Consider the following 22,966-nt stretch of genomic DNA (forward strand, 5'->3'; position numbering starts at 1 on the left):
CGCCACGATCAATTCGCGCGCCCCAGCCCCCATCATGCCCAGTTCAACGAGCTACCCGGGGCCAAGCCACGGCCAACCGTGCACGAGGTCGTTAGAGGTTGTCCCGTAACCGGTGGGGCGGTTGGTGCGTTGGCCGGGCATGGGTGGGGTGATCTCAGCGCATGATCCGAAGTGGATCGAGCCGTTCTCGACGAGCTCTTCAGCACCCTGTGCCGCGGGCACGGCCTGCCGGGATCAGCCCAGGACTGACAGGCCATCCGACTTGGCGTTGCAGATCACCCATACCGGCGAGACCGCCTCGAATACTTGATCAGGTCCTCGAACGTCAGTCGCCCGATGTGAGGCTGGCTGAGTGATCCAGCGGCATTGCTGCCGTAAATGCGGCGTGTTGGCTGGCACCTTCGCCCGCATGCGCCCCACCCAACGATCTACCGCCCGGCACTGGGACGGCACACCGGTTGTCCCTCATCGTGTGCGCCGTTCCCTGCAGGTCTCCCTCGACGGTGTCAGCCGGCTGCTGCGGTGCGGTCAAAGCGACCGGTGCCGCGACTGCGGCAACCGGATCGAGTGGTACCACCGCGGCAATGAACGGCCCGCGTGTCTCCATCCCCAGGAACTGCCGATCGCCCGGGTGCCTGACGAGTGCCGCTGGCACGTCAGCTCTGGTGTAGCCCACCCGGCCGGGGACGGCAGCGACTGGTGCCGTCTGCCGCACGCCGTCGTCTGTCCCGCCCGGGACGCTCCCCCGACTCCTCCCGAACTCGCCGAGCTGCGCCGGTCGCTGGCCGTGAACTCCCGCCGTCTCATCGATGCCCGCGTCTTCACCCCTGCTCCAGCCCCGCAGGACGGCGCGGCGCCCCATGCGGCCGTCTGCCGCCCGGCCCGGCCCGTCGTGCAGTTGCTGTACGTTCGCTACCTTGCTGCCCGCCCGGTGGATGAGATCCAGTGCGTCGCCCAGACCCTTCGACGTCACCGCTGCACCAGCGCACTGCTCACGTCCGATGGCCCGCACGGCACCTGGATGTTGGCCCCGGCCACCGCAACCAGCGGTCAACTCGCCCTGCCCGCTGCCGTCATGGCCATCTACGAACTCAGCAACCTGCCGTACACGGAGCAGTTGCGCTGGCGCGCCCAGCGCTGCCCTCAGCACGCCGCCACGCCCACGGCCGCCGACCTGGCGGTGACCGAGTGGGAGCCCTTCGATCCGCTGCGCCATCACGAGCACATCAGCACGCGCCTGCCCGCCCGCACTCAACGTCCCGGGCCTGCAGGCTGCGCACGAAGGGCGGTTCAGCCATGAGGCAGCCGGCCATCGCGCGCTGCGGAACACGACATGGCACTGGACTGGGCACCTACCGCTGGGTGATCGAAAGGAGTTTCGCGTGGCTGCACGGCTTCAGGCGCTTACGGATCTGCTGGGAGCGCCGAGCCGACATCCACGAAGCGTTCCTCAAACTCGCCTGCTGTCTCATCACTCACCGACACTCAGGTCACTGTGTGAGCCGCCGCTAGTGCTGTGACCGCGTAGGTTCGCCGGGTTGGTGGTCGTGGCGGTTGGATGTGCGGTGATGTCCGATCCGACCGCTGGAGGCGCGGTGGCCGAACCAGTCCGTGTGCGCAGACTGACCGGCCAGGAGGGCCAGAAGCTGCAGCAGATCGTGCGCCGGGGCAGCACCAGCTCGGTGCGCTACCGGCGCGCGATGATGCTGCTGGCCTCCGCCGGAGGGAACCGGGTGCCGGTGATCGCCCAGCTGGTGCAGGCCGACGAGGACACTGTCCGCGATGTGATCCACCGCTTCAACGAGATCGGCCTGGGCTGCCTGGACCCTAAGTGGGCGGGAGGCCGTCCCCGCCTGCTCAGCCCTGACGACGAGGACTTCGTCATCCAGACGGCCACCACCCGCCCCATCAAACTCGGCCAGCCGTTCACCCGCTGGTCACTGCGGAAGCTCGTCGTCTACCTGCGCAAGGTCCACGGCCGCATCATCCACATCGGTCGCGAAGCATTACGCTGCCTACTCGCCCGCCGCGGCATCACCTTCCAGCGCACCAAGACGTGGAAGGAGTCCCCGGACCCCGAACGCGATACGAAACTCGACCGGATCGAGGAGGTCCTGGACCGCTTCCCGGACCGGGTCTTCGCCTTCGACGAATTCGGCCCGCTCGGCATCAAGCCCACCGCAGGCTCGGGATGGGCCGAGCAACGGCACCCCGACCGGCTGCCCGCCAGTTACCACCGCACCCATGGAGTACGCTACTTTCACGGCTGCTACTCGGTCGGCGACGACCGCCTGTGGGGCGTCAACCGCCGCAGGAAGGGAGCCGCGAACACGCTGGCCGCGCTGAAATCGATCCGCGCCGCCCGGCCCGACGGCGCCCCGATCTACGTGATCCTGGACAACCTGTCCGCACACAAGGGCGCCGACATCCGCCGCTGGGCGAAGAAACACAAGGTCGAGCTGTGCTTCACCCCGACCTACGCCTCCTGGGCGAACCCGATCGAGGCGCACTTCGGACCACTGCGGCAGTTCACCATCGCCAACTCCCACCACCCCAACCACACCGTGCAGACCCGGGCCATGCACGCCTACCTGCGCTGGCGCAACGCCAACGCACGCCACCGCGACGTCCTGGCCACCGAACGCAAGGAACGCGCCCGCATCCGAAGCGAGAAAGGCATCCGCTGGGGCGGACGCCCCCTCAAAACCGCAGCCTCACCCAACCCAGCGGCGACCAGGGCGGGCCGGTCCAAGCCGCGCACCGGCCGCTACAGCCCGCTGACGGTCTCCTCGATCAGGTCGTAGCCGAGATCAAAACGTATGCCGTCGGGATTCTTCAGCCCGTTGTACGAGTACCAGGAGGTGTCGGCCTCCGGGTGGGGTCCGACTACTCCGACCCGGCCCTTGCCGAACGGTGCGACCACCGCGGCCGAGGCCCCGTTGTCGTATGTGGCGAGTATGGATGCCTCGGCACCGTGGTCGAGACGGAAGATCGGTCCGTCCTGGAAGTACATGTGACGCCGTTTGGCCTTCCAGGTCACGGGCACGACCGTGTCCCGCTGGTCGTGGACTGACGCGCCGGGCGAGGTGATGTACTGGTCGGTATCGCCGGGCAGCAGGTCGAAACCCGGATTCCTCCCGGCCAGATAGCCTCCCATGCAGAATCCCAGGTAACGGCCGCCGTCCCGGGTCCAGTCTCGGATCGCGCCCGCAGCACCCTTCAGCCCTGCCCAGGCCTCGTCAAGGTCGTCGTTCCCGCCGGGCTGGACGTACACGTCGGCGTCTGCCAGAGCGTCGGCGGTCAGGGGTACGTCCTCGCTGGGACCCACGTACCTCACCGTGAACCGGCGCGGGGCCCTCCTCAGGAGAGCGGCGCCGGTCTCGGCGCATCCGTCGCAGGCTTCTGGGCCGCGGTAGACCAACGCCAGCAGCGGCTCGGCGGTATCCCGGGCGCCGCCGGCCCGGGAGCAGGCAACGGTCAGCAAGGTGGCGGCTGCCGCGGGAAGGGCCCGGGCAAACAGTCGCCGCCGGTCCATCGAGGGGACGGGAGGTAACACCGGCACTGCCTTGTCTGTCGGGAACACGGGCGACTCATAATTGCCGATCCGTATGGGCGTTCACCCGGCGCTGTGCAAACTCGTTCCTTCCTGATACTCACCAGCTCGCTCCCGGCCGTGATCGGTTCGCCCAGCGGGTGCGGCTTATCCGGGCCATCGACCGGGCTACGCTCGGTGAGCCGGGGCGCTCCGGCACCGACAACAGGCGAGCGCGCGCCGCGCATCACCACCGCGCCACGAGGACGGTTGCGCCAGCCGCTGACGGCGGCACCGTTCCGATACCCGACGAGCACACCATCGCCCGCGCTCGGTCCTCATCCCAGCCATACGGGGACGAGGCCGCAGCTCCGCCAATCCGGCGAACCTTCGCGGTCACAGCACTAGCTGGTTAAGAACTTCGTTGGGGGGTGAAGCTCCAGCCGACCAGGCGCGGCCCGCTCCAGTGATGCCGATCACGAGTCCATCCCGGGCGGCATCGGGCAGTACGCGATCGCACCAGGTGTCCAAGAGCATGGACTCAACGCGGAGTCCATGCCCCCAGATCTTTGCTGCCCTCTGCGCCCGCGGCGAGGTTGACCAGAAGGGAAGACTTCGCGTGCCGTTCGCAGAGAGGTGAGTCGGGCTTCCGTCGTCATCCCGGACAAGCCAGACCACGCTGCTTTGGCGGACGTCTCGGAAGAATGCCGCCGCTTGCGAACCGCTCTGACTCATGGCCACCGAGCCTACCGTTCTCCCACACTCATTTCGTTAGGAGCTCTTATACTGCGGCAGCCCCAGTTTCCGTCCAGATCCTTCCGCACCCCGTGCGGTCGGCGAGGGCTACAGCACCAGCGCGTCCGTGTACATCGAGCTGACCTCCATTGGGCTGCGCGCTGTTCGACTGTCCAGTTGAGGCTATGACCTGCGGAAAATCACCGGACAGCCCTGCCGGTGGTTGTCCGGGCTGTCCGGTTACAGAGGGCTATAACACGCGCGCATGTTGCAGCCGTAGGCGAAACCGACTGCAAAGGGTTGTAGGTGCCGGAGGCACCTTCCTTCTCAAGGTCTGGCCGCACTGCACCGTTTCCGTACCACCCATGGCGGATAGCTATGGTCAACAGCGGCTACAACAGCCGACCCTGATTTGTCGGCCAGGCGCTCGGTGATGACGGCGACATCACCGGTGTCGCTCCGGGCACTCGCCTGTCACTCCAGAAGAGCCGCACCCATGTCGATTGAGCCGGATACCGCGCTGGATCCTCGAATGACACGCTGGTCTTCCTCCGCCGGTGACCTCGCTGACCTGGGAAGCAAGGTTTTCGCAAGGATTCTGTCCACCTTCACGCTGCATTGTCGGCCACGAACGGAGGCAGGGAGACCCCGATGAGAGGGAATCAATCATGCGTAGATTCATAAAGCCACGACACGGTGCCGTCTTGGCTTCTGTCGCGGTTCTCGGTGCGGCGTTGCTGTCAGGTCCTCCGGCAGCCGCAGCGCCGAACAACAGCGTCATGAATACAGGGACAGTACCCATCGGAGCCCTCAGGTCCTTGACTGGGCCTCACCAGCACGGGACCTACGATGACCTGATTCCGCCCGGGCAGCGTTCGGGCTACCCGTTCACAGCGGGTGTCTACGTCGGAGAGGGCTACTGCCTGAGGTGGCGCTATGTGCAGGACGACGGGGAAACTGGTAAGCCTCATCTCGTGCAGGGCCCACGGACCGAAGAGCTTTACAGCGGGAACAGTTATGAAATGAGGGCGCTGCGGAAGCCCAATTCCCTCTGCGAGCATCTGTAGTCGGGTGCCAAGGTCCATAACGCGTACGCGAGCCCCCGCATGGGCGGTGCGGGGGCTCTGTCGCGTCTATGCGGCAGTGGTGGCGTGCTGTCCGGTCCAGATGTGCCCGCACTTGGTGCAGTGCGCGACTGGGGATGCGCCGGCGCCTCCGTACATCTCCAGCTGGCCGCTGCACTCCGGGCACGGGCGTACGAGTGAGGATGTGCGGGCTCCGATGTCGAGGGCCCGCTCGACGCGCGCGCTCGCCTCCTCTGCGACGTTGCCGATCAACTGCTCCCACCCTGACCGGCTCACCACCGCGCCTCGCGCACCCGGCCATCGCGCCCGCGACCGCCTCCAACGCGGGCAATACCAGCGCTTCCGCTGGCGGATCCTGCCCGCCGAGCACCAACTGCTCCAGCACACCGCCCGCACCCTGCTCGACGCACACGGCATCGACGAACCCGCCCAACGGACCCCCCAGCTGCCCGCCCATGCGATGCGCCATCTCGTCCTCCCCGGACCGGACCCGGACAGCATCACCCCCGACCGGCTCCACCAGGCCATACCCGGCAGCGACTTCTCCATCGCCCAGCTCGCGCACACCCTCAACACCACAACCGCCCACGCCATCTACCTTCTCGCCCAGCACCCCGTCGACTGGAGCCCACCCCAGGTTCCGGCGCACCCAGCAGACGGCCACCCGCGTCCCGCAATGAGGGGTGCACAACCTGAATCTCCGCTGGTCAGCGGTGCTGGCGTGGGAGGCCAGTGGCGTACTCGCGGTGGTGGGGCGGCGGGAGTCTGGAGCGTAGATCATCTGACACGTCGGGGATGGGGCTTTCCGGGTTTGTCCGCGCCGCAGCGGTCGGGGTTCCTACGATCGCGGGCGGGGTGCCTGATCGTTCGGGAGGGGAAGCGTGTCGTCGCTGGAGAAGATCGCAGCTCGCCGGGTTGAGTTGGACCAGCTCGCGGAGGCGCTGGCCAAGCAGCTGGCCGAGGTGGACGCCGAGCGCGAGGAGTTGGCTGTCGCGGAGCGGGTGCTGCGGCGTCTGTACGAGCAGGAAGTCGAGGCTGTCGCCGAGGAGGCGGACGCCGGGGCACCGCAGCGGGTGAGGTCTCGGGCCGGTCGGTGCTGAAGGTGCCGCACCGCAGCGACGTTCCGGATGCGTCCGCGCTGCCCGGTGACTACCGACGGATGCTTGGGATAGTGAAGGCGGCGGGCGGGCCGGTGATGGTCAAGGACGTCGGCGCCGAGCTGGGGATCGACGCCTCGGTGCCCGGCCGGCTGGAGCCGCTGCGCGGGAAGCTGTCGAAGCTGGCCGATCGGGGCTGGCTGCACAAGCTGTCGAACGGCACCTTCACCATCCGGGCGTGATCTCCCGCGGTGAGGCCGTAACCAGGCGGCCCCCGGCCCGAGTTGATGACGTATGCCTACAAAGTCTCCCCCGGCCGGGGCCCACACCGAGCTTGTCTACCCGTGCCGGCTGACGCTGGCCACGCAGACCCTGACCTTCCTGACCGGGCTGCTGCGCGCCCACCTGAAGCAGATCCGCTCCCGGTGGCGGAAGCTCCCGGCCGGGCGGATCGCGGTGATCGTGCTGGCCGCGCTGCGGCATGACCAGCGCCTGGCCGACCTCGCCGGCGGCAACGACATCTCCCGTACCACGGTGGACCGGTGGCTGAAGGAGATGATCGACCTGCTGGCCGCGCGAGCCCCCAGGTTGGAGCGGGTGCTGGCGAAAATCGCCCGGGAGGGTGGCAGCGTGGTTCTGCTCGACGGGTCGCTGATACCCACCCAGCGCCAGACGGGCCTGCCCATGCGGCGGCGCTGGTCGGCGAAGCACAAACGGCACGGGCTGCTGGTCATCGCCCTGACCGACGTCAAGGGACGGCTGTTGTGGACCTCCACCGCCCGCCCGGCGCGCGGCTCGGAGATCACCGCCTGCCGTCACGACGACCTGGTCGGCCGGCTCCGCGAGGCCGGCCTCGCCGCCATCGCCGACCTCGGCTTCGTCGGCCTCGACGACGGCGGCCCGGACGCCGACCCGGCGGTCATCACCGGCTACAAGAAGCCCAAGGGCAAGAAGCTCCCGCCCGCGAAGAAGCTGGTCAACCAGCTGATCGCGGCGGAACGGGCGGTATGCGAGCACGCCTTCGCGCATCTGAAGAACTGGCGGATACTAGCCAAGCTCCGCCTCGACGTGAAGTGGGCCACCCGACTCCTACGGGATGATGATCCTCACCTGGCACGAGATCGCCCGCTGACCGACGATCTTCACGCCAGACAGGCCCCCGCGACCAGTACCGGTACGGCATCACCCGGCCACGCCACCCCGCGACTGCGCGTTCACGTAGAACACAACTCAATCGGGAGCGTTTCGCGTTCGATGTGTCCACGTGGCGGGCGGTCGTGTGATGTCCCGAGGGCGTGGGAGGCCCTTCCGTGCGTCCTTCAGGTCGAGGGGAGTACCGACGCGCCTGCCTTGGCGATGATCTCCTGCAGGGCCGCGACGTGCTGATCGAAGGCGGCCCGGCCGACGCTGGTGAGCCGCGCCGACGTGCGCGGCCGCTTTCCGACGAAGCCCTTGCGGATCTCGATGTAGCCGGCGGCCTCGAGCGTCGTGAGCTGTTTGGACAGGGCGGAGTCCGACAGGCCGGCGCTGTCGCGCAGGAACTTGAAGTCGGCCCACTCGGTGGCTGCGAGCAACGAGACGAGCGAGAGCCGGGTGGGTGCGTGGATCAGCTCGTCGAACTTGGGCTTGGTCACCGACGGCTCCCGGGCCGGTTCGCGAGCATGAGGCGCTGAAGGTACCGCGTTTGCATCGGTCCACCGACCACAAGCACCACGGCGGTGACCGAGACACCGATGGTCCCGGGGTACGAGACCCCGGACGCCTTCAGGGTGAACGTGGCGGCCAGCGATACGCCGACGAGGACCGCCGCGAAGACCAGAGCCGCGACCACTAAACGGGGGACGGGCAGGCTGGTGCGCGGCTGGGGTCTGCGGACCGCGCGGAACGCCACCAGCCCGGCGGTGGCGAGCACGCCGGCCACCAACACGGCGGTGCCGATCACGGCGACGAGCCCCTGCCCGGTCTCGGCGACCGCTGCCATCGCGACCATCAGGAACGCGATGGCCCACCAGAACCAGTTGGGAGTGCCGGCCATCCGGATGACCTGCTCCTGCCGCTGGCCGATCTCGGTGAGTGCGCGTGCGGCCTCCTCCGGACGTACCTGGTCAGACATATGCCCTCCTCGAAGTACTTTCCTAGAGGGAAAGTACCAAGCATTTTCCTAACTGGCAAGTACTTTCCCAGGCGGCGAAACACTGCCTCGACGGCTGAGGTGACGGCCAACGCCTCTGCCGGTCGCAGGGCACCCCTGACCTGCTCGAACCCCACATCACGACACCCCAGCTATGGCTTGAAGAGGAATCCTGCCATGCAGTTCAATGAGCACAGGTGTTCGAATCCTGCCGACCGGAGGAGGCTGGACAACCTTGCCGGCCGGATAGCCGACGACGCGCACGCCATCGCCCAACTCGCCGACTGGTGCCACGCGGTGAAGAACTCCCCAGGAGTGACCCCGGAGTTCGAACCGGTCGCCACCGGGCGACGAGCCACGGCCGGTGCTACTCGACCAACCGAAGGCGTCGCCCTCGACGAGCGACGCCTGAAGATTTGCACAGAACTGCGCACCGCCGAGAACCATCTGCTCCACGCCGCCGCCTACACAGCCGGCGTCAAAGCAGCCCTCGACCGGGTCCTCGACGCCTGGGAAGGACGCGCAAATGTCAGTCACGGGAGGACTTCAGAACATGCCGCATAGACGCACGCGTACACGCAGACACGCCGCCAGAGCCGCATCCCCCAACTCGTAGGCCACCGGCCCCATTGAGCTGTGTTCAACGTGAACGTGCAGGTCGCGGAGGTGGCGCGGCCGTGACACGCTTCCCCTCCCGAACGATCAGGCACCCCGCCCGCGATCGTAGGAACCCCGACCGCTGCGGCGCGGACAAACCCGGAAAGCCCCATCCCCGACGTGTCAGATGATCTACGCTCCAGACTCCCGCCGCCCCACCACCGCGAGTACACCACTGGCCTCCCACGCCAACACCGCTGACCAGCGGAGATTCAGGTTGTGCACCCCTCACTCGCGAGGTCACCGGTCACGCAGACGGCCAACCACTGCCTGTGCTTGGGCCGTTGCCACAAGAGCGTCCTGGACGGCACGCCCCTGTGCCCGCGCTTGGCTGAGAGTGGCCGTGCTCACGCTCGTGCTGTTGGGCAGAGCAACGGCGAGCAGGCGTCCAAGCGGGCGACGACTTCGGTGACGGCCCCAGTGACCTCCTGCTCGAAGACGCCACCCGCGCAGTCGAGTTCATACTTCAGGGGACGCAGAACCTGACAGTCGGTGACGCTCGCCACGGCATCCTGGTCGGCTACTGAACTTGAACTCGTGATGTCGGCGGTGCCGTAGAGCTCGCTGGGCGTTGGTCGTTCGGGATCAAGAGCGTGTATGCAGCCAGTGCCGCGCGGCGGCCAATGTCACTTCGATGTCGTCGTTCCATGAACAGACTTCCAGCCACGACAGGTAGCCGTCCCGGGTGAAGACCAGGACCTCACCGGGGCACTCGCCGGCTTCGGTGACGAGCTGCGCTTCGGCCGCCACGACCGTGCCGGGGCCGGTGGGCGCAGGATCCACCTTGCTGGTGTCGAGTTCGAAGTAGGCGGTGCCGCACCCGCATGTGCAACGCGCTCGCACGGTGAGGCGCGGAACCTGCCTTCGGAGCGCGACATGAACTGGGTTGTCCGCGCTCAGGACTGCCGCAAGCGCGTCGGCTACGTCGGCAGGCAGGCTCTCGTTCATCCCGTCACCGTATCTGACCAGCAACTTTAGTCTCCGGCCGTCCTCGCTCCATCGTCGTTCTACCGGCCACGTGTTCACACGTCCAGGGCCAGGCCGGTGCCGGCGAGGCAGCCGTTGATGACTTCCGGTCGGTACTGCAGCATCTTGAGCTTGCGCTTCACGGCACGGGTGATCTGGCTGGCGTCGGCTGCGGCAAGGTTGCCGATGTCGCGCTTGACCAACGACCAGATGCCCTCTCGCGGGTTCAGGTCGGGCGCGTAGGTGGGCAGCTGGAAGACCGTGAGCCAGCCCACGTTCGCTTCGATGAACCCCCACAACGACTTGGTCAGATGCAGGCGAACGTTGTCCCAGACCAGGACGATCGGGCCGCCGAGCTGGATGCGGGCGCGGATCAGCAAATCGCGGAAGTCGCGCCGGCCGAAGCCCTTGGGCTGGTCTTTGCGTCCGGTGTACTCGCGGACGGAGTGGAACAGCCGGGGCGCTCGCCGCATTTGTAGCAGGTCATGCCTGCCATCGATACCCGGCCCGAGCCCCGGCCGCGCACGCGGACCACAGGAGTGCACCCCCGGCGGCCCCAAGTTCTGGCTCGCGGCGGCGTCAGCGACTGACCGGCCTCGTCCTCGAAGACGATCCATCCATCGCAGGCCGCCGCGACGCTCTTACCCGCGGCCAGACCTCCTTCTTCCACAGGTCCACCGCAGCGCCGTCACGCTCGATCGCGCGGCGGGCAGGTTGCTGCCACGACCAGCCGTGCTGCTTCAGCAGCCGCCACGTCCCCTCGACGGTGTACGACACGTGGAACAGCCGGCCGATCAGCGTCTTCACACGGGCCAGCGTCCACCGCTGGTCGGCCCAACCGTGGACCAAGGGGCCGCGCTCCAACTCCCGCTCCAGCTTGGCCACCTGTTTCTCGCTGAGCCTCGGCCGCCCGGGCGAGCCTTTCGACAAAACTCCAGCCTCGCCTCGCTCGCGCCACTGGCGGCGCCACCGCTCCACCGACCGCTCGCTGACTCGCAGTGCGGCAGCTATCTCCCGGTTCTTCTCCTCACGCTCGAAGCGTTCCACGGCCCGCAGCCGGATCTGCTCCCGCGCGGCCCTCTCCGCGTCGGTCAACCCGCCACCCTGCGCGTATCTCACGGTCCAGAGCTACCGGAGCTGAGCAGCCGCCGTCAGGCGAACGGCGCCGACATCACCCAATCAAGTTCAGCAGTTCGGATAAGCAGGCATGTTCGTGAATGCAGGGCGTGCCGAATGCCCGAGCGCAGATGCCTACGGGGAGTTTGCGGCGTTCGAAGTGGCCGAGGAAGGAGTCCCATTCCTCGGTGGTGGGGGTCCGGCATTCCTCAGAGGGGCGCAGGGCGCGACAGCCACCGTTCACCACGGGTGTCGAGTGCCACACAGTGGTGATGCTCCTTGCCGATGTCGACTCCGGCCCAGATCCTGAACATGACCGCCTCCGTCAGCTGTTCGTTCTGCGGTCCCGCGGACGGCCTTGCCGACGTTGTCCTACACAGCGATCAAGTCGCGTATCCCCATGAGGGGTTGTGACCGTCACGTGCTCCGGGCGGCCAAGTCTTTTCAGCCATCGAGCGGCGACAAGCTCACTGCCATACCCGGAACCCTCGGGCCCACCGATCCTACGAATGACCGGCGTAGACCCGCGCCAAAACGGTGGGACAAGCTCAGTTCCTCGGCAGGTGCACGTTGCTGCCGCCGAAGCGGATCAGTGGCGCAAGTGCGCGGATGCCGCCGTATCGGCCGGGGTGGCCCAGCACCAGTGTGTGGTCGGCCACGGTGATGGTGTGCTCGACCTGGCAGACCGCCGTGGCCAGCGCCTCGTCCAGGAGCGGCACACCTTCGACGAGGTGGTGGGGCACCTCCGCGAACCGGTCGCCGGGGGCGGTGGCGAAGTGGCCGGCGAGACCGGTCTGTTCGGCGGAGAGCACGTTGACGCCGAACGCGCCCTGTTCCCGGATCGCGGCCAGGGTGCGGCTGTCCCGGGCCAGCGAAACCAGCAGCAGCGCCGGTCGCAGCGACACCGAGGTGAGCGCGGTGACCGTGCAGCCCATGGGCCGCTGCGCCCGTCGGCTGGTGACCACGGCGATCCCCGTGGCCCACGTGCGCATGAACCGGTGGAAGTCGTCCTGGAGGGGCCCCGGGGTCGGGGCCACGTCGGGTGGCAGCGGGAGGGCGGTCATGCCGCACCGGCCGGCACAGCTTGGCCGGACGCCGTGCGAGCGGCGTCCAGGTCGGCGCGCTCCGCAGCCGGGTCGCCCAGCTCCCGGTGGCACAGGGACCGCTGCCGGAGCAACTCGCCCACGTCGGCGTCGGGGAGCCCGAGCGCCTGCGTGTAGTCGGCGACCGCGGCCGCCCAGCGTTGCGCCGCCTGGTACACGTAACCGCGGTTGTACAGCAGGTCGGAGTTGTCGGGGTCGGTCTCGACGGCGCGGGTCAGGTCGCTCAGCGCGGAGTCGAGGTCGCCGGATTCGACGGCGAGCGTGGCGCGGCTCGCCAGCGCCGGAACCAGCTCCGGGTCCGCCTCCAGCGCCAGGTCGAAGTCCTGCCGGGCCAGGTCGGCCCGGCCGGACTCCCAGGCGAGTTGGCCGCGTACCAGGATCAGGCGGGCGTCGCCGGGGGCGAGTCGCAGGCCCTCCTGGAGTAGGGGGTCCACCGCGTCGGCCTCGCCGGTTTCGAGGAGCAGGCCGATGAGGTTGACGCGGGCGTCGAGCTGGTCGGGTTCGAGTTCGACGACGCGCGCCAGGTCGGCGATCGCGCCGTCGGTGTCGCCGAGCCGGGACCGCAGGTCGGCCCGGTTGAAGTGGATTTCCCAGAACGGCGGGCCCAGGGTGATCGCCTTGTCGTAGTCCGCCAGGGCGGCGGAGGAATCGCCCAGCTTCTGCAGGAGGGAGGCACGATCGAGGTAGTAGTCGGGGTAGTTCGGGTCGATCTCGATGACCCCTGTGAAGTCGGCCAGGGCTTCGGGGAGCCGGCCGAGGGCCCCGAGGACCCTGGCCCGGTTGTGGATCAGGGCCGACCGGTGGACCTGGTGCCGTTCGGCCGGAAGTTCCCGGTCCATCTGTTGCAGCCCCTCGTCCACCAGACGGAAGGACTCCGCGAGGTTGCCCAGGTGCATCTCGACCAGGGCGAGCCCGTTCCGCTGGAAGACCGAGTGGAACGTCCGCAGCTCGGGGTCCGGCAGCAGGGCCGCCACGGCGACCGAGCTGTTGACGTAGGCCTTCGCAAGGTGGTGGTCCCGCCGCTCCGGTGGGTGAAGGCGGGTGTAGAGCATGGCCAGGGCGTAACCGCTGAAAGTCTGGGCCAGCGGCTGGGTGTACCGGCCTCGCACCTCCAGGTAGAAGCGTTCGGCCTCGGCGCTGCGCCCCAGGAGGGCGAGTGCCGTGGACATCTTGCCGGTGAGGTGCCAGTAGGTCTCCGCCCGTTCGGGGCTGGCCACCGCCCTGCCTCGCGGGGAGAGGTCGAGTATCACGTGCCAGAACCCCATGCGGGCGCAGTAGGACGCGGCATCGAGGAAGGCTTCGCCACCCGCCTTGGCCGGGTCGCGGCCATGTTCGAGGTGGTAGGGGATGGCTCCGAGACGCAGGCTCCAGTCGCCTTGGCGTACGAGCTGCGCGGCCCGTTCGTCGTGGAGTTCGGCCCGGACGGCGGGATCGGCGGCGCGGTGGGCGGCCTGTTCGTCCGGGTTGTCGGAGGTGCCGTCCGCGTCGATGTACGCGCGCAGCAACCTGTCCTGATCGCGGACGTCCCCGGCGGCGGAGCTTTCGACGAGTGTGCAGGCAGGACGGGCGTACCGGCTGAGCGCGGATGCGAGTTCGTCCGTCAGATCGGCGCCCCGGGTGCCGACGGTGATGGCGATCGGGCGTCCCTGGGTGCGCCGTAGCAGGATCGCCAGAAACTCCTGGTCGGTGTGGTCGGCCTCGTCGACGTCCGCGAACGTCAGCCGCAGCGCGCCGAGACCGCTCAGCGTGACGTAGGCGTCCAGGAACTCGACCAGGCCGTGGGCCAGCCGACGGGTGCGTACCGGCGCGTAGATACGTGTCTGCTCCTCGGGCACTGCCAACGACGTCAGGGTCCCCGGCGCGGCCCCGATGCGCTTCTTCAGCTCCGGCGCCACGGAGAGGATCTCGATGGCGTGGTCGCCCACCAGGTCGGGCCACCGTTCGTACACCGCGGGTACCAGCGACCGCATCAGGCTGCCGGTCCCGGTGTACGGGCCGCGGAGCCGCCGATGGCAGCTGACCGTCACATCGGCCGGCTCCGAAGCCGTTGCGTCGGGCCCGGAGCGCCACAGTCGGGTGTTCATGGAGTCTCCTTTCATCGTGGTTTTGTGCCCTTACGTGCCCCACGTGCCGCCTCGCGGCGCGAGACCATGACGAGGAGGGCGAGATCGGTGAAGAACAGGGCGAGCGACACGATGGCGTCCCAGAATCCGGCTCCGCCGGCCGTGCCGTGTGCCAGTTGCGGTCCGAGCCGGGTGGCGAAGCCCCACAGCAGCGGTACGACGGCCAGCGCGGCGGTGGCCAGCAGGAAGCCGACGCCGCAGACCGTCACCAACGCGAACCAGGGAGCCATGAGCCGGTCCCGCGGCGACCACGCCGACCCGTCGAGGTCTGATGGCCGTACGCCCGGCAGCCGGCTCAGCTTCGTGCGCAGGTAGGCAGACGTCGCGTCGTGCAGGGCGGAGCAGCCGAGCAGGGTCGTGAACACGTAGTACAGGTCGGTGCGCAGAAACAGGTAGAACTGCCAGACCAGGCGGAACAGGATCGTGTAGGCGACGGCCAGCGCCGGCCCGGCCGCCCACGAAGGGCCCGACCCCGCCAGCAGGGTCAGCGCGCTGAACAACAGCACGTCGGCCAGCATCCCGGCGAGGAACGGTACGTACCGCTTCCTCCTCGGGACGCCGTACAACCCGTCGAGGTCGGTCTCCACCACCAGGAAGTACAGCCGCCTGCTCATCGACAACCGGGTCGGCACTCCAAGCCGCCGCCCGGCCAGCACATGGAAGAACTCGTGCCAGCTCACGGCCGGCGCCTGTGCCAGCGCCAGCGACAACTGCACAACGACGAGCGAGGGGCTGAAGAACACGTTGTCCGTGTGGGGCCTGACCCCGGGATGCGTCACCAGCATGACGACGCATGCGGTCACCAGGGCCGCGTATCCGGCCCAGGCGGCCGGCGAGAAGGCCCATGCGCCCAGCCGCCGCAGCCGCAGAGGCGGCAGCCGGGCGGGGTCGTCCGTGCCCTCCCTGACGAAGCCCAGCTCGCGCAAGGTGTCGAGGAAGTCGGTCATGTCGACGGACTCGCCGAACTCCGTGTGGTACCACTGGGCGGCTTCCTCCAGGGTCATACCGGAGGCGAGCCGGCGCAGCAGGGCCGCGCCGTCGTCGGGCAGCACGGCGTAGGACTGCGTGTCGGAGCGGCCCACCACGACGCCGTCAGGTTCGTCGACGAACGTCAGCGGGTGGAATTCGACGGCTGTCATGAGTGACCCGGGCCTCCTCACCGGCTCGAAAGGCTCTGCAAGTGATGCGGTCCGTACCCCACCCGACGACCCACGGCGAGTACGGGTACGGACCGGCTACGTCAGCACCCGTCGGGGCTGTAGAGCGACGCCGAAGACGTGAGCTTGATGGACCCGGGCTTGCGGACCGAGATCTTCTTCATGTGATTCACCTCCCTGTGCTGATCGCTGCTGTCACGGAGAGGCCGCCGGAAGCGCGGCCCGGTGAACGACAACGACACTGCCAGCGGCGCCGTCGTACGACATGGGGGGAATGCCCCCATATTCCTGCGGCGGGCGGCGACCGCATCTGGGGGCGCGACCCCCATGCGGACGGGACCCGACGGGGGCAGGGTGATCGCATGCGAGATGACGCCCTGTCAGTGATCGCCTGCGGATCCAGCGCGGCGAGCCAACTCCCCGTCTACCTCATGTGGTTGCGCCAGGAGATCGACCTGGACCTGCGGGTGCTGCTCACCGGCAGCGCCACGCGGTTCATCCAGCCACAGGTCGCCGCCTGGCATGCCGACGAGGCCTACACCAGCGACGACCCGGCACTCAATCCCACCGAGTTCGCGAAGCGGTCCGCGGCGGTGGTCGTACTTCCCGCCACCGCCAATACGCTCGCCGCCGCCGCGCTCGGCCTGGCCGCCACTCCGGCGCAGACGGTCCTGCTGGCCGCGGACCGACCGGCGATCTTCTTCCCCAACATGAACCGCTCCATGTGGGTCAAGGAACCCACCAGGCGCCACGTCGCCACGCTTCGCGCCGACGGCCACACCGTGGTCGATCCACAGGAACAGGTGGTCTACGAGCTCTGGCGGCGCGAGAACGCGCAGGGAATCACGATGCCGCCGCCCGAGGAGGTGGTGGAGACCGTCGTCACGTGGCTGGAGAAGAACCTTGTGCCGGGCGACTGAGACACCCGTGGGCGGCCTTCGACTCGGAAGGCCGCCCACGGCGTCTACGGCTCGTCCCGACGTCTACCGGTCGTCCCGGTGTACCCGGTCGTCCCGGTGCATTTGGGCCGCGTACGCGTTGAGCGCCGCCCGGTTGGGCTGGTCGGTCTTGAGGATCAGGCTCGCGACGTGCTTCTCGACCGTACGCGGGGAGATGAACAGGCGGGCGGCCAGACTGCGGTTGTCCGGCCGATCCGTCATCAGGAGGAGCACCTCGTACTCCCGTTCCGTCACGCCGAGAAACCGGAGCCGCTGCGGCACCCGGCCGGCGGCCACGCGATGCGGCACCACCACGCCGGTGCGCCGCAGCAGTGTGCGGCAGACCCGCGCGACCACCGGAAACCCTGTCTGGTGGAAGTACTCCTCGGCCCTGCGCAGCCACCGCACCGGTTCGCCCCAGTGGTCGGCACAGGCTGCCTCGGCGACCAGCCGCAGACCAAGATGTGCGGCCATCGCATACGGCTCTCCGAGCGCCGCGGCCTCCTCCCTGGCCGCGGCAGCCTCCGCGCCCCGCCCGTCACGGCCCAGCAGGACGGCCTTCGCCAGCAGCAAGAAGTGCTGGTTCCACCGCAGTTGACTCGCCTCGGCGGCTGCCACTTCGTGGTAGCGCGTCCAGTCGGCGTCTTCCGCCAGCACATCCAGCAGCAGGGCCAGCCCGTACTGTCCGGCCAGCGGATAGGGCGCCGGCAATGCGACCTCCTCGGCCGCCGCATCGGCCAGGTCCAGGCGCGCCCGGTCACGGTCCTCCGCCAACAGCGCGCACACCGCCTCGCCCAGCCCCCGGGCGAGCGGCGTCCACGGTGACGGCTCGGCCGCTCCCCCGACGGCCGCTCCCCCGACCTGCACGAGTTCCCGCGCGTTGCGCCGTCCCTGGTGGGCGGCGCTGATGGCGCGGACCGCCGACAGGAACCGCGCGTCGCTGCCGGAGAGAAGGGCGCTCCCCTCCTCGGCCTCGGTCAGGGTGTCGGCCGTCGTGTACTCGCCGCGCAGAACGTGGTCCAGGGACAGCAGCAGGTCGACGCCGGTACACAACGCCGTCGCGCCCAAGTGGCCGGCGTGCCGACGTACCCGTACGAGTGCGGCCCGGTCTCCGGAGACCAGCCACTGCTGACCTGCGCGGTGGAACATCGCGCGCATCCGCCACAGGGGCAGGTCGTGTCCGTCGGCCACGGCCTGCATGCGGTCGAAGCAGAGGGCCGCTTCGCGCGAGCCCCGCTGTTGGGCGACGAGACCGCGTACCTGCCATGCCAGGCAGGCGAGCGCCGGCAGGCCCGCCCTCTCGGCCTTGCCGACGGCCTGGGTGGCGAGCTGCTTCGCCCGCTCCGGTGAGTCCACGATCAGCCGTGCCCATACGGCCTCGACCTGAGCGGTCTGCCGGTCCTCCGCGTCGGGGCCCAACACGGTGAGCGCGGCCTCGACATGGGCCAGCCCCTCGGCCCGCTGCCCGTCGGCGTGGTACAGCCAGGCCAGCCGGGTGTGCAGGGTCGCCACGCGTTCGGAGTCCACGGCGGGGCCGCCCAGCTCGTCCAGGGCGGCGGCGAGCCCAAGGCCGCGCTCGGTCCGGCCGCTGGCCGCCAGCGCCGACATCAGCTCGGCCAGGACGTCGGCCCTCAACCGGGTGTCGTCACAGCCGTCCAGGAGTTCCCATGCCTGGGTCAGCGGGCCGACCGCGGCTTCGGCACGGCCCGCCGTGAGCGCCCGCCGACCGGCCTCGGCGAACAACCGCGCGGCGCCCGGCCGGTCGTCGGCGGAGCGTTTGAGGGCGGCGCCGAACAGGCACCACTCGCCCGGCAGTCCGGGTTGCAGTTCACCCACCGCCTCGGCGGCCTGCCCGGCCAGGGCGACCCGGTCCGCCGGGGTGAGCCGGCTCAGCAGGGCCGCGACGGTCATCGGGCCACGGAACGCGTACCAGTCGGAGGTCGGTCCGTCGGCGGTGAGCAGGTCGGCCGCGACGGCCGATCGCAGATACCCGAATATCTCGGTCTCCGTCATACGGAGAGCGTGCCGGAGCACCGAGACGGGGAACCGCTCGCCGATCACGCCCGCGGCCGACAGCAGCCGGTGCGCTTGGGGCCCGAGTCGGCCGACGCGCTGGACGATGCTGTGCTCGACGGCGAGCGGGATCCCGGGACCGGTACCCGGTACCGGCCGATGCCCCCGGGGACCGTTCGCCGGGTGGCCGGTGGCGACCATGGTGCGCAGCAGTTCCTCGGCGATGAACGGGTTGCCGCCGCTGTCGCGGTACAGCTGGTCGAGAGCTTCGGCGGGCAGGGCCGTGACGCCCGTGTCCGGATGGGCAGCGGCGAGCCGTTCCACGTCGGCGCGGTTGAGCCGGCGCAGCGCCAGGAGCGTGCCGCTGCGCCGCCGGGTCAGGGCGCGGGCCAGGTCACAGGGGACGCCCGGACCGGACCGGAACGTGACGAGGAGGACGATGCCCTGGCGGGAGAGGTTGTCCGCCAGGTACTCCACCACTGCCAGCGTGCCGACATCGGCGTCGTGGAGGTCTTCGAGCACGAGCAGGCTGCCCCGGCCCTCCCCGGCGGCCGCGACCAGACGCAGGACGGACTCGGCCAGCAGGACCGGGGACGCGTCCGGCTCGGCGTCGTCGGGCCCATCGGCGGGCGGGAGTTCACGCTCGGAGGCGGGCCCGTACTCGGGTACGAGGCCGCCCAGGACGGCGCGGTAGGAGCCGAGGACCTTCCTGTCAGGCCCCTGTCCCTCGCGGAAGAGACACGCCAGCGCTTCGGCCAGGGGCCGCAGCGCCACCGTCGGGCCGACCGGGCTCGCCCGCCCCTCCAGCACCCGCATGCCGTGGTGGCGCCCGGACCGGGCCGCTTCCAGGGCCAGTCGGGACTTCCCGATGCCGTCCTCGCCGGTGATGAGAACCGTGTGTCCGCGCCCGTGACGGGCCTCCTCCAGCGCCTCTTCCAGTACGCGACGTTCCAGGTCACGGCCCACGAGTTCGGCGAAGCCAACGTTGTCCACGATCTGCATGCACACACCCCCGTGTGTTTCTGAAGTCGTGTCGTGCGAGTCCTGATGGTTTATGAACCGATGTGCGATGAATTGCCGGTAGGCAGCGTGGTTCCGGGGAACCTGCCGTGTCACGGCCGGTTCCGTTGAGCGGACCGGGGCGTGGCGCGGACCTGGGGGCCGCGGAGCCGGTGGAGCAGGCCGGCCCGCTGCGGATCCGTTTCGGGGAGACCGAGTTCGTCGGCGATGGCCAAGGCGCGGCTCCAGGCGCTGTGCGCGGCGTCGTGGCGGCCGGTGGCGCGGTGGATGTCGCCGAGGCAGACGAGGCCCGCGGCTTCGCTGTGCAGGTCGCCCGTCCGCCGGAAGAGTTCGATGGCCTGCCGGTAGCAGTCGACGGCTACGGCATTCCCGCCGAGGCCGTGGTGAATGTAGCCGAGGCTGTCCCAGGTGTGGGCCTGCCCGTTGAGGTCGCCGGTTTCCTGCGCCAGCGCGAGTGACTGCCGGCAGTGCACCAGGGCCTGTCCCTGGGCGCCGAGTTGCGCGTGCAGCCATCCGACGTGGTTGAGCGCGGCCGACTGCCCCGCCCTGTCTCCGGCGGCCCGGTAGTGCGTCAGGCTGTGGTGCGCGTGGTCGAGGGCCTGCTGGTGAAGCTGCTGAGCGGCGGTCATCCGCGCGAGGTGCTGATGGGTGCGGGCCTGTCCGGGATGGTTTCCGAGTGCGTCGAACAGCCGTAGCGCGAGCAGGTAATGGGTGTGTGCCTCATCACGCCGGTTCATACGGTCCTGGGCCAGGCCGAGGCCACGGTGGGCCTCGGCCTGGCCCGCCGTGTCCTCCTGGCGTCGCGCGGCCTCCAGGGCGGTTGCCTGTACGGCGGCCAGCGCCCGCCAGTGTCCGTGCCGGTCGAGGAACGTGGTGAGCGCCGAGGCGAGCCGGCAGGTGTGGGTGTCGAATCCGGCGGACGACGCCTTCCGCACGGCGGCGAGCAGCACCGGATACTCGGCCGTGAACCAGGTCTGGGCCTGCTGATGGTCCGACAGCTCCGTGGGCGCGGAGCCCTGGTCGGCCGCAGGCAGCGGCTCCGGATGGGGCTGGGGAGTCAGCAGTACGTCGGCCCGGTGGGCGGTGTGCAGGTAGTGGTCCAGCATCCTGCGGGTCGCAGCGCGGCCGACGGCGTCGTCGTCGTGCGTGGCGACCAGGTCGGCGGCGTAGGCGCGCAGCAGGTCGTGGAAGGAGTACCGGCCCGCAGCGGGCTCCGCGAGCAGGTGTCCGCGCACGAGCTCGGTGAGCGGAGCACGGATCTCTGCCACCGGAACTCCGGCCAGAGCGGCAGCCGCCGGCAGTCCGATGTCCGGTCCGGGGTGCAGGCCCAGAAGCCGGAACAGGGTGGCGCTCTCGGGGTGCAGCGCTCGGTACGACCAGGAGAACACGGCACGTATCCGGCTGGCCGGGTCTCCTCCGTCGAGCGCGTCCAACCGGCTCTCGGCGAGGCGTAGTTCCTGGGCGAGCCGGGCGAGCGGCAGACCGGGCTGCGCGGCGGCGCGGGCGGCCACGATGGCCAGGGCGAGGGGCAGCCCGGCGCAGCGGTCGATGATCTCCCTGATGGCTGCGGGATCGGCCGCGGTCCGGTGCGGTCCCAGCCGGATGGTCAGCAGGTCCAGGGCCTCTGCGCGCGAGAGCAGCCCGAGCGTGAGGAGGTGGGCGCCCTCGGCCGCGGCCAGTCCGGTCAGTTGTCGTCGGCTGGTCGCCAGCGCCATGCAGCCGGGCGCACCGGGCAGGAGCGGCCTGACCTGCTCGGCGTCACGAGCGTTGTCCAGCACCACCAGCATCCGCCGTCCGGTCAGCAGACTGCGGTACAGGCCCGCCTGCGCGTCCAGCCGGGCGGGGATGCGGCTGGGCTCCACACCCAGGGCGTCGAGAAAGCCCCGCACGGCTTCCGCCGGGCTCATGGCCGGGCCCCCGGGAGCGAATCCCCGCAGGTTGACGTACAACTGCCCGTCGGGGAAGGCCCCTTGTGCCGTGCGCGCCCAGTGCACGGCCAGTGCCGTCTTGCCCACGCCCGCGGTGCCGGACACCGCGGAGATCACGACGGCGGACGGCTGGTCGGCCGCCGAGGCGAGCACTTTGTCGAGGTAGGCGAGCTCCTCCTGCCGTCCGGTGAAACCGCGTACACCCATGGGCAGTTGCGCGGGCACCCCACCCCGCCACGGGGCTGCCGCCGGCCCGGAGAGGTACTCCCCGTGGGCCGGGGAGTCGGATGCCGCCGCGGGGGCGGGTGTCGAGGCGGTGGTCGGTATCGAGGCCATGGCGGCAGGTTCGTCCGTCCCGTGGTGCGTCGGCCAGGGGCCGTGCTGGGGCAGGGTCCCCCGCAGGATGGCCTGGTGTACGCCCTGGAGGCCGGGCCCGGGGTCGGAGCCGAGCTCTTCTGCCAGGCGCTGCCGCAGCGCGGCGTAGCAGCCGAGCGCCTCCGCGTCCCGATCGGCGGCGTGCAGCGCACGCATCAGCACCTCGGTGAGCGGTTCCGCCATGGGGTACTCGCCGAGCAAGTCGCTGAGCAGCCCTATCACGGTGACGGTGCCACCGGCGCGCAACTCCAACTGCGCCCACTCCACAGCGGCGTCCACGTGCTGCCGTCGCCAGGCCTCGCGCACGCGGGCCGCCCACTGGCCGCTCAGCCCGGCCAGAGGCTCCCCGCGCCAGAGCCCGAGAGCCTCGCTCAGCAACGACATCCGCTCCTTGTCGCTCGGGCCCGCTTCTCGTGCCTGGTTCACCAGATGTCGGAAACGGAGGATGTCCACCCGGTCCGGGTCCGCGTCGAGGAGGTATCCGCCCGAGCGGCGCACCAGACGAAACCGCACGTTGTCCGCGTCGCCGGTGGTCTCGCACAGCCTTCGGATCCGGGTGATGTGTGCGTGCAGCGCGCGGCGTGCCCCGTCCGGGGAATCGGTGCCCCAGACGCGTTGGATCAGCACGTCGGCCGCCACCGGCAGAGCCGTGTCCACGGCCAGCGCGGCCAGCACGGCCCGGCGCTGCGGCGGTCCCACCTCTCTCGCCCGACCGCGTTCCGCGAATTCCACCGGGCCCAGCAGTCGTAAATGCACCACCATGTCCGCACCCCCGTGCAGATCGCCGTTCAGCGTTGCGCATCCGCTTGGACTGTCCTAGTGCTCTGTCCTAGTGCTGAGCGACAAGCTATCGACAACGTTCCGCCCCACGCTCGCAGTCCACGCTGATGCAGCGGTCGAAAGTGCATATGCACGCGGCGATTTCGCGACGGCTGTGGCGCCAGGACATCGAGTGCCGCAAGCGGGGGAAGTGACGGGGCGATGGGCGTG

The 22,966-nt window shown here is 69.6% G+C and carries 19 protein-coding genes and 2 pseudogenes; 8 read left to right on the top strand and 13 right to left on the bottom strand.

Annotated elements, in window-relative coordinates; genetic code table 11:
- Positions 1-472 precede the first annotated feature (472 nt).
- From ACIHFB_RS24410 to ACIHFB_RS24420, 3 genes and pseudogenes are all read left to right on the top strand, one after another.
- Entirely contained in the window at positions 473-1,300 is an 828-nt protein-coding gene (locus tag ACIHFB_RS24410; RefSeq protein ID WP_400127885.1) for a DUF6083 domain-containing protein, read from the top strand.
- A 2-nt stretch (positions 1,301-1,302) separates the two neighbouring features.
- Positions 1,303-1,512, top strand: a pseudogene (locus ACIHFB_RS24415) (transposase); the annotation flags it as partial.
- 83 nt (positions 1,513-1,595) lie between these two features.
- A pseudogene (locus ACIHFB_RS24420) lies at positions 1,596-2,714 on the top strand (IS630 family transposase); the annotation flags it as partial.
- A 53-nt stretch (positions 2,715-2,767) separates the two neighbouring features.
- Here the strand turns inward: ACIHFB_RS24420 and ACIHFB_RS24425 are convergent.
- The 3 genes from ACIHFB_RS24425 to ACIHFB_RS24435 all read right to left on the bottom strand — a co-directional run bounded on the left by ACIHFB_RS24425 (position 2,768) and on the right by ACIHFB_RS24435 (position 5,628).
- Positions 2,768-3,484 (bottom strand): BPL-N domain-containing protein, encoded by a 717-nt coding sequence (locus tag ACIHFB_RS24425; RefSeq protein ID WP_400128264.1) that lies wholly within the window; start codon positions 3,482-3,484, stop codon positions 2,768-2,770.
- Between the two features lie 444 nt (positions 3,485-3,928).
- Positions 3,929-4,267: a DUF2750 domain-containing protein gene (locus tag ACIHFB_RS24430; RefSeq protein WP_400127886.1), complete on the bottom strand. Its 339-nt coding sequence runs from the start codon at positions 4,265-4,267 to the stop codon at positions 3,929-3,931.
- Between the two features lie 1,133 nt (positions 4,268-5,400).
- Positions 5,401-5,628, bottom strand: coding sequence for a hypothetical protein (locus ACIHFB_RS24435; RefSeq protein ID WP_365287466.1), 228 nt, complete (start codon positions 5,626-5,628; stop codon positions 5,401-5,403).
- Between the two features lie 605 nt (positions 5,629-6,233).
- On the opposite strand from ACIHFB_RS24435, the gene ACIHFB_RS24440 reads away from it, so the two are divergent.
- The 3 genes from ACIHFB_RS24440 to ACIHFB_RS24450 are packed head-to-tail and all read left to right on the top strand — an operon-like array spanning position 6,234 to position 7,835.
- The gene (locus ACIHFB_RS24440; protein WP_400127887.1) at positions 6,234-6,452 is read left to right on the top strand and encodes a hypothetical protein; all 219 of its coding nucleotides are present in this window, start codon (positions 6,234-6,236) and stop codon (positions 6,450-6,452) included.
- Positions 6,453-6,454: 2 nt separating this feature from the next.
- On the top strand, positions 6,455-6,691 hold the full coding sequence (locus ACIHFB_RS24445; protein ID WP_400127888.1) for a hypothetical protein: 237 nt from the start codon (positions 6,455-6,457) through the stop codon (positions 6,689-6,691).
- Between the two features lie 52 nt (positions 6,692-6,743).
- Positions 6,744-7,835: a transposase family protein gene (locus tag ACIHFB_RS24450; protein ID WP_400127889.1), complete on the top strand. Its 1,092-nt coding sequence runs from the start codon at positions 6,744-6,746 to the stop codon at positions 7,833-7,835.
- On the opposite strand, the gene ACIHFB_RS24455 is transcribed toward ACIHFB_RS24450, so the two are convergent.
- Together ACIHFB_RS24455 and ACIHFB_RS24460 are read right to left on the bottom strand one after the other, a co-directional pair.
- Positions 7,769-8,083, bottom strand: coding sequence for a transcriptional regulator (locus ACIHFB_RS24455; RefSeq protein WP_306935027.1), 315 nt, complete (start codon positions 8,081-8,083; stop codon positions 7,769-7,771). The two genes, ACIHFB_RS24450 and ACIHFB_RS24455, sit on opposite strands and share 67 nt — an antisense overlap.
- The gene (locus tag ACIHFB_RS24460) at positions 8,080-8,562 is read right to left on the bottom strand and encodes a hypothetical protein (RefSeq protein ID WP_400127890.1); all 483 of its coding nucleotides are present in this window, start codon (positions 8,560-8,562) and stop codon (positions 8,080-8,082) included. Before ACIHFB_RS24460 ends, ACIHFB_RS24455 begins: the two co-directional genes overlap by 4 nt.
- Positions 8,563-8,757: 195 nt before the next feature.
- Here ACIHFB_RS24460 and ACIHFB_RS24465 point away from each other — a divergent pair, with 195 nt between their 5' ends.
- Positions 8,758-9,144 carry a hypothetical protein gene (locus tag ACIHFB_RS24465; protein ID WP_400127891.1) on the top strand — a complete coding sequence of 129 codons (387 nt, stop codon included), beginning with the start codon at positions 8,758-8,760 and terminating at the stop codon, positions 9,142-9,144.
- A 678-nt stretch (positions 9,145-9,822) separates the two neighbouring features.
- Here the strand turns inward: ACIHFB_RS24465 and ACIHFB_RS24470 are convergent.
- The 6 genes from ACIHFB_RS24470 to ACIHFB_RS24495 form a co-directional block, all read right to left on the bottom strand.
- Positions 9,823-10,185, bottom strand: coding sequence for a hypothetical protein (locus ACIHFB_RS24470; protein ID WP_400127892.1), 363 nt, complete (start codon positions 10,183-10,185; stop codon positions 9,823-9,825).
- 74 nt (positions 10,186-10,259) lie between these two features.
- On the bottom strand, positions 10,260-10,676 hold the full coding sequence (locus ACIHFB_RS24475) for a transposase (protein ID WP_400127893.1): 417 nt from the start codon (positions 10,674-10,676) through the stop codon (positions 10,260-10,262).
- 106 nt (positions 10,677-10,782) lie between these two features.
- Positions 10,783-11,322, bottom strand: a complete 540-nt coding sequence (locus tag ACIHFB_RS24480) for a winged helix-turn-helix domain-containing protein (protein WP_400127894.1) — start codon at positions 11,320-11,322, stop codon at positions 10,783-10,785.
- 545 nt (positions 11,323-11,867) lie between these two features.
- Positions 11,868-12,383 carry a flavin reductase family protein gene (locus ACIHFB_RS24485; protein WP_365287480.1) on the bottom strand — a complete coding sequence of 172 codons (516 nt, stop codon included), beginning with the start codon at positions 12,381-12,383 and terminating at the stop codon, positions 11,868-11,870.
- On the bottom strand, positions 12,380-14,506 hold the full coding sequence (locus ACIHFB_RS24490; RefSeq protein ID WP_400127895.1) for a tetratricopeptide repeat protein: 2,127 nt from the start codon (positions 14,504-14,506) through the stop codon (positions 12,380-12,382). The genes ACIHFB_RS24485 and ACIHFB_RS24490 overlap by 4 nt, the downstream gene beginning before the upstream one ends.
- 11 nt (positions 14,507-14,517) lie before the next feature.
- Positions 14,518-15,684, bottom strand: coding sequence for a hypothetical protein (locus ACIHFB_RS24495; protein WP_400127896.1), 1,167 nt, complete (start codon positions 15,682-15,684; stop codon positions 14,518-14,520).
- Between the two features lie 380 nt (positions 15,685-16,064).
- Here ACIHFB_RS24495 and ACIHFB_RS24500 point away from each other — a divergent pair, with 380 nt between their 5' ends.
- Positions 16,065-16,622 (top strand): flavoprotein, encoded by a 558-nt coding sequence (locus ACIHFB_RS24500; RefSeq protein WP_400127897.1) that lies wholly within the window; start codon positions 16,065-16,067, stop codon positions 16,620-16,622.
- 63 nt (positions 16,623-16,685) lie between these two features.
- Here the strand turns inward: ACIHFB_RS24500 and ACIHFB_RS24505 are convergent, their stop codons facing one another.
- Positions 16,686-19,655, bottom strand: a complete 2,970-nt coding sequence (locus tag ACIHFB_RS24505; RefSeq protein ID WP_400127898.1) for an ATP-binding protein — start codon at positions 19,653-19,655, stop codon at positions 16,686-16,688.
- Positions 19,656-19,765: 110 nt separating this feature from the next.
- Positions 19,766-22,738, bottom strand: a complete 2,973-nt coding sequence (locus tag ACIHFB_RS24510) for an AfsR/SARP family transcriptional regulator (RefSeq protein WP_400127899.1) — start codon at positions 22,736-22,738, stop codon at positions 19,766-19,768.
- Positions 22,739-22,966 lie beyond the last annotated feature (228 nt).

The organism is Streptomyces sp. NPDC051963 (assembly GCF_044593495.1).
Lineage (GTDB): Bacteria > Actinomycetota > Actinomycetes > Streptomycetales > Streptomycetaceae > Streptomyces.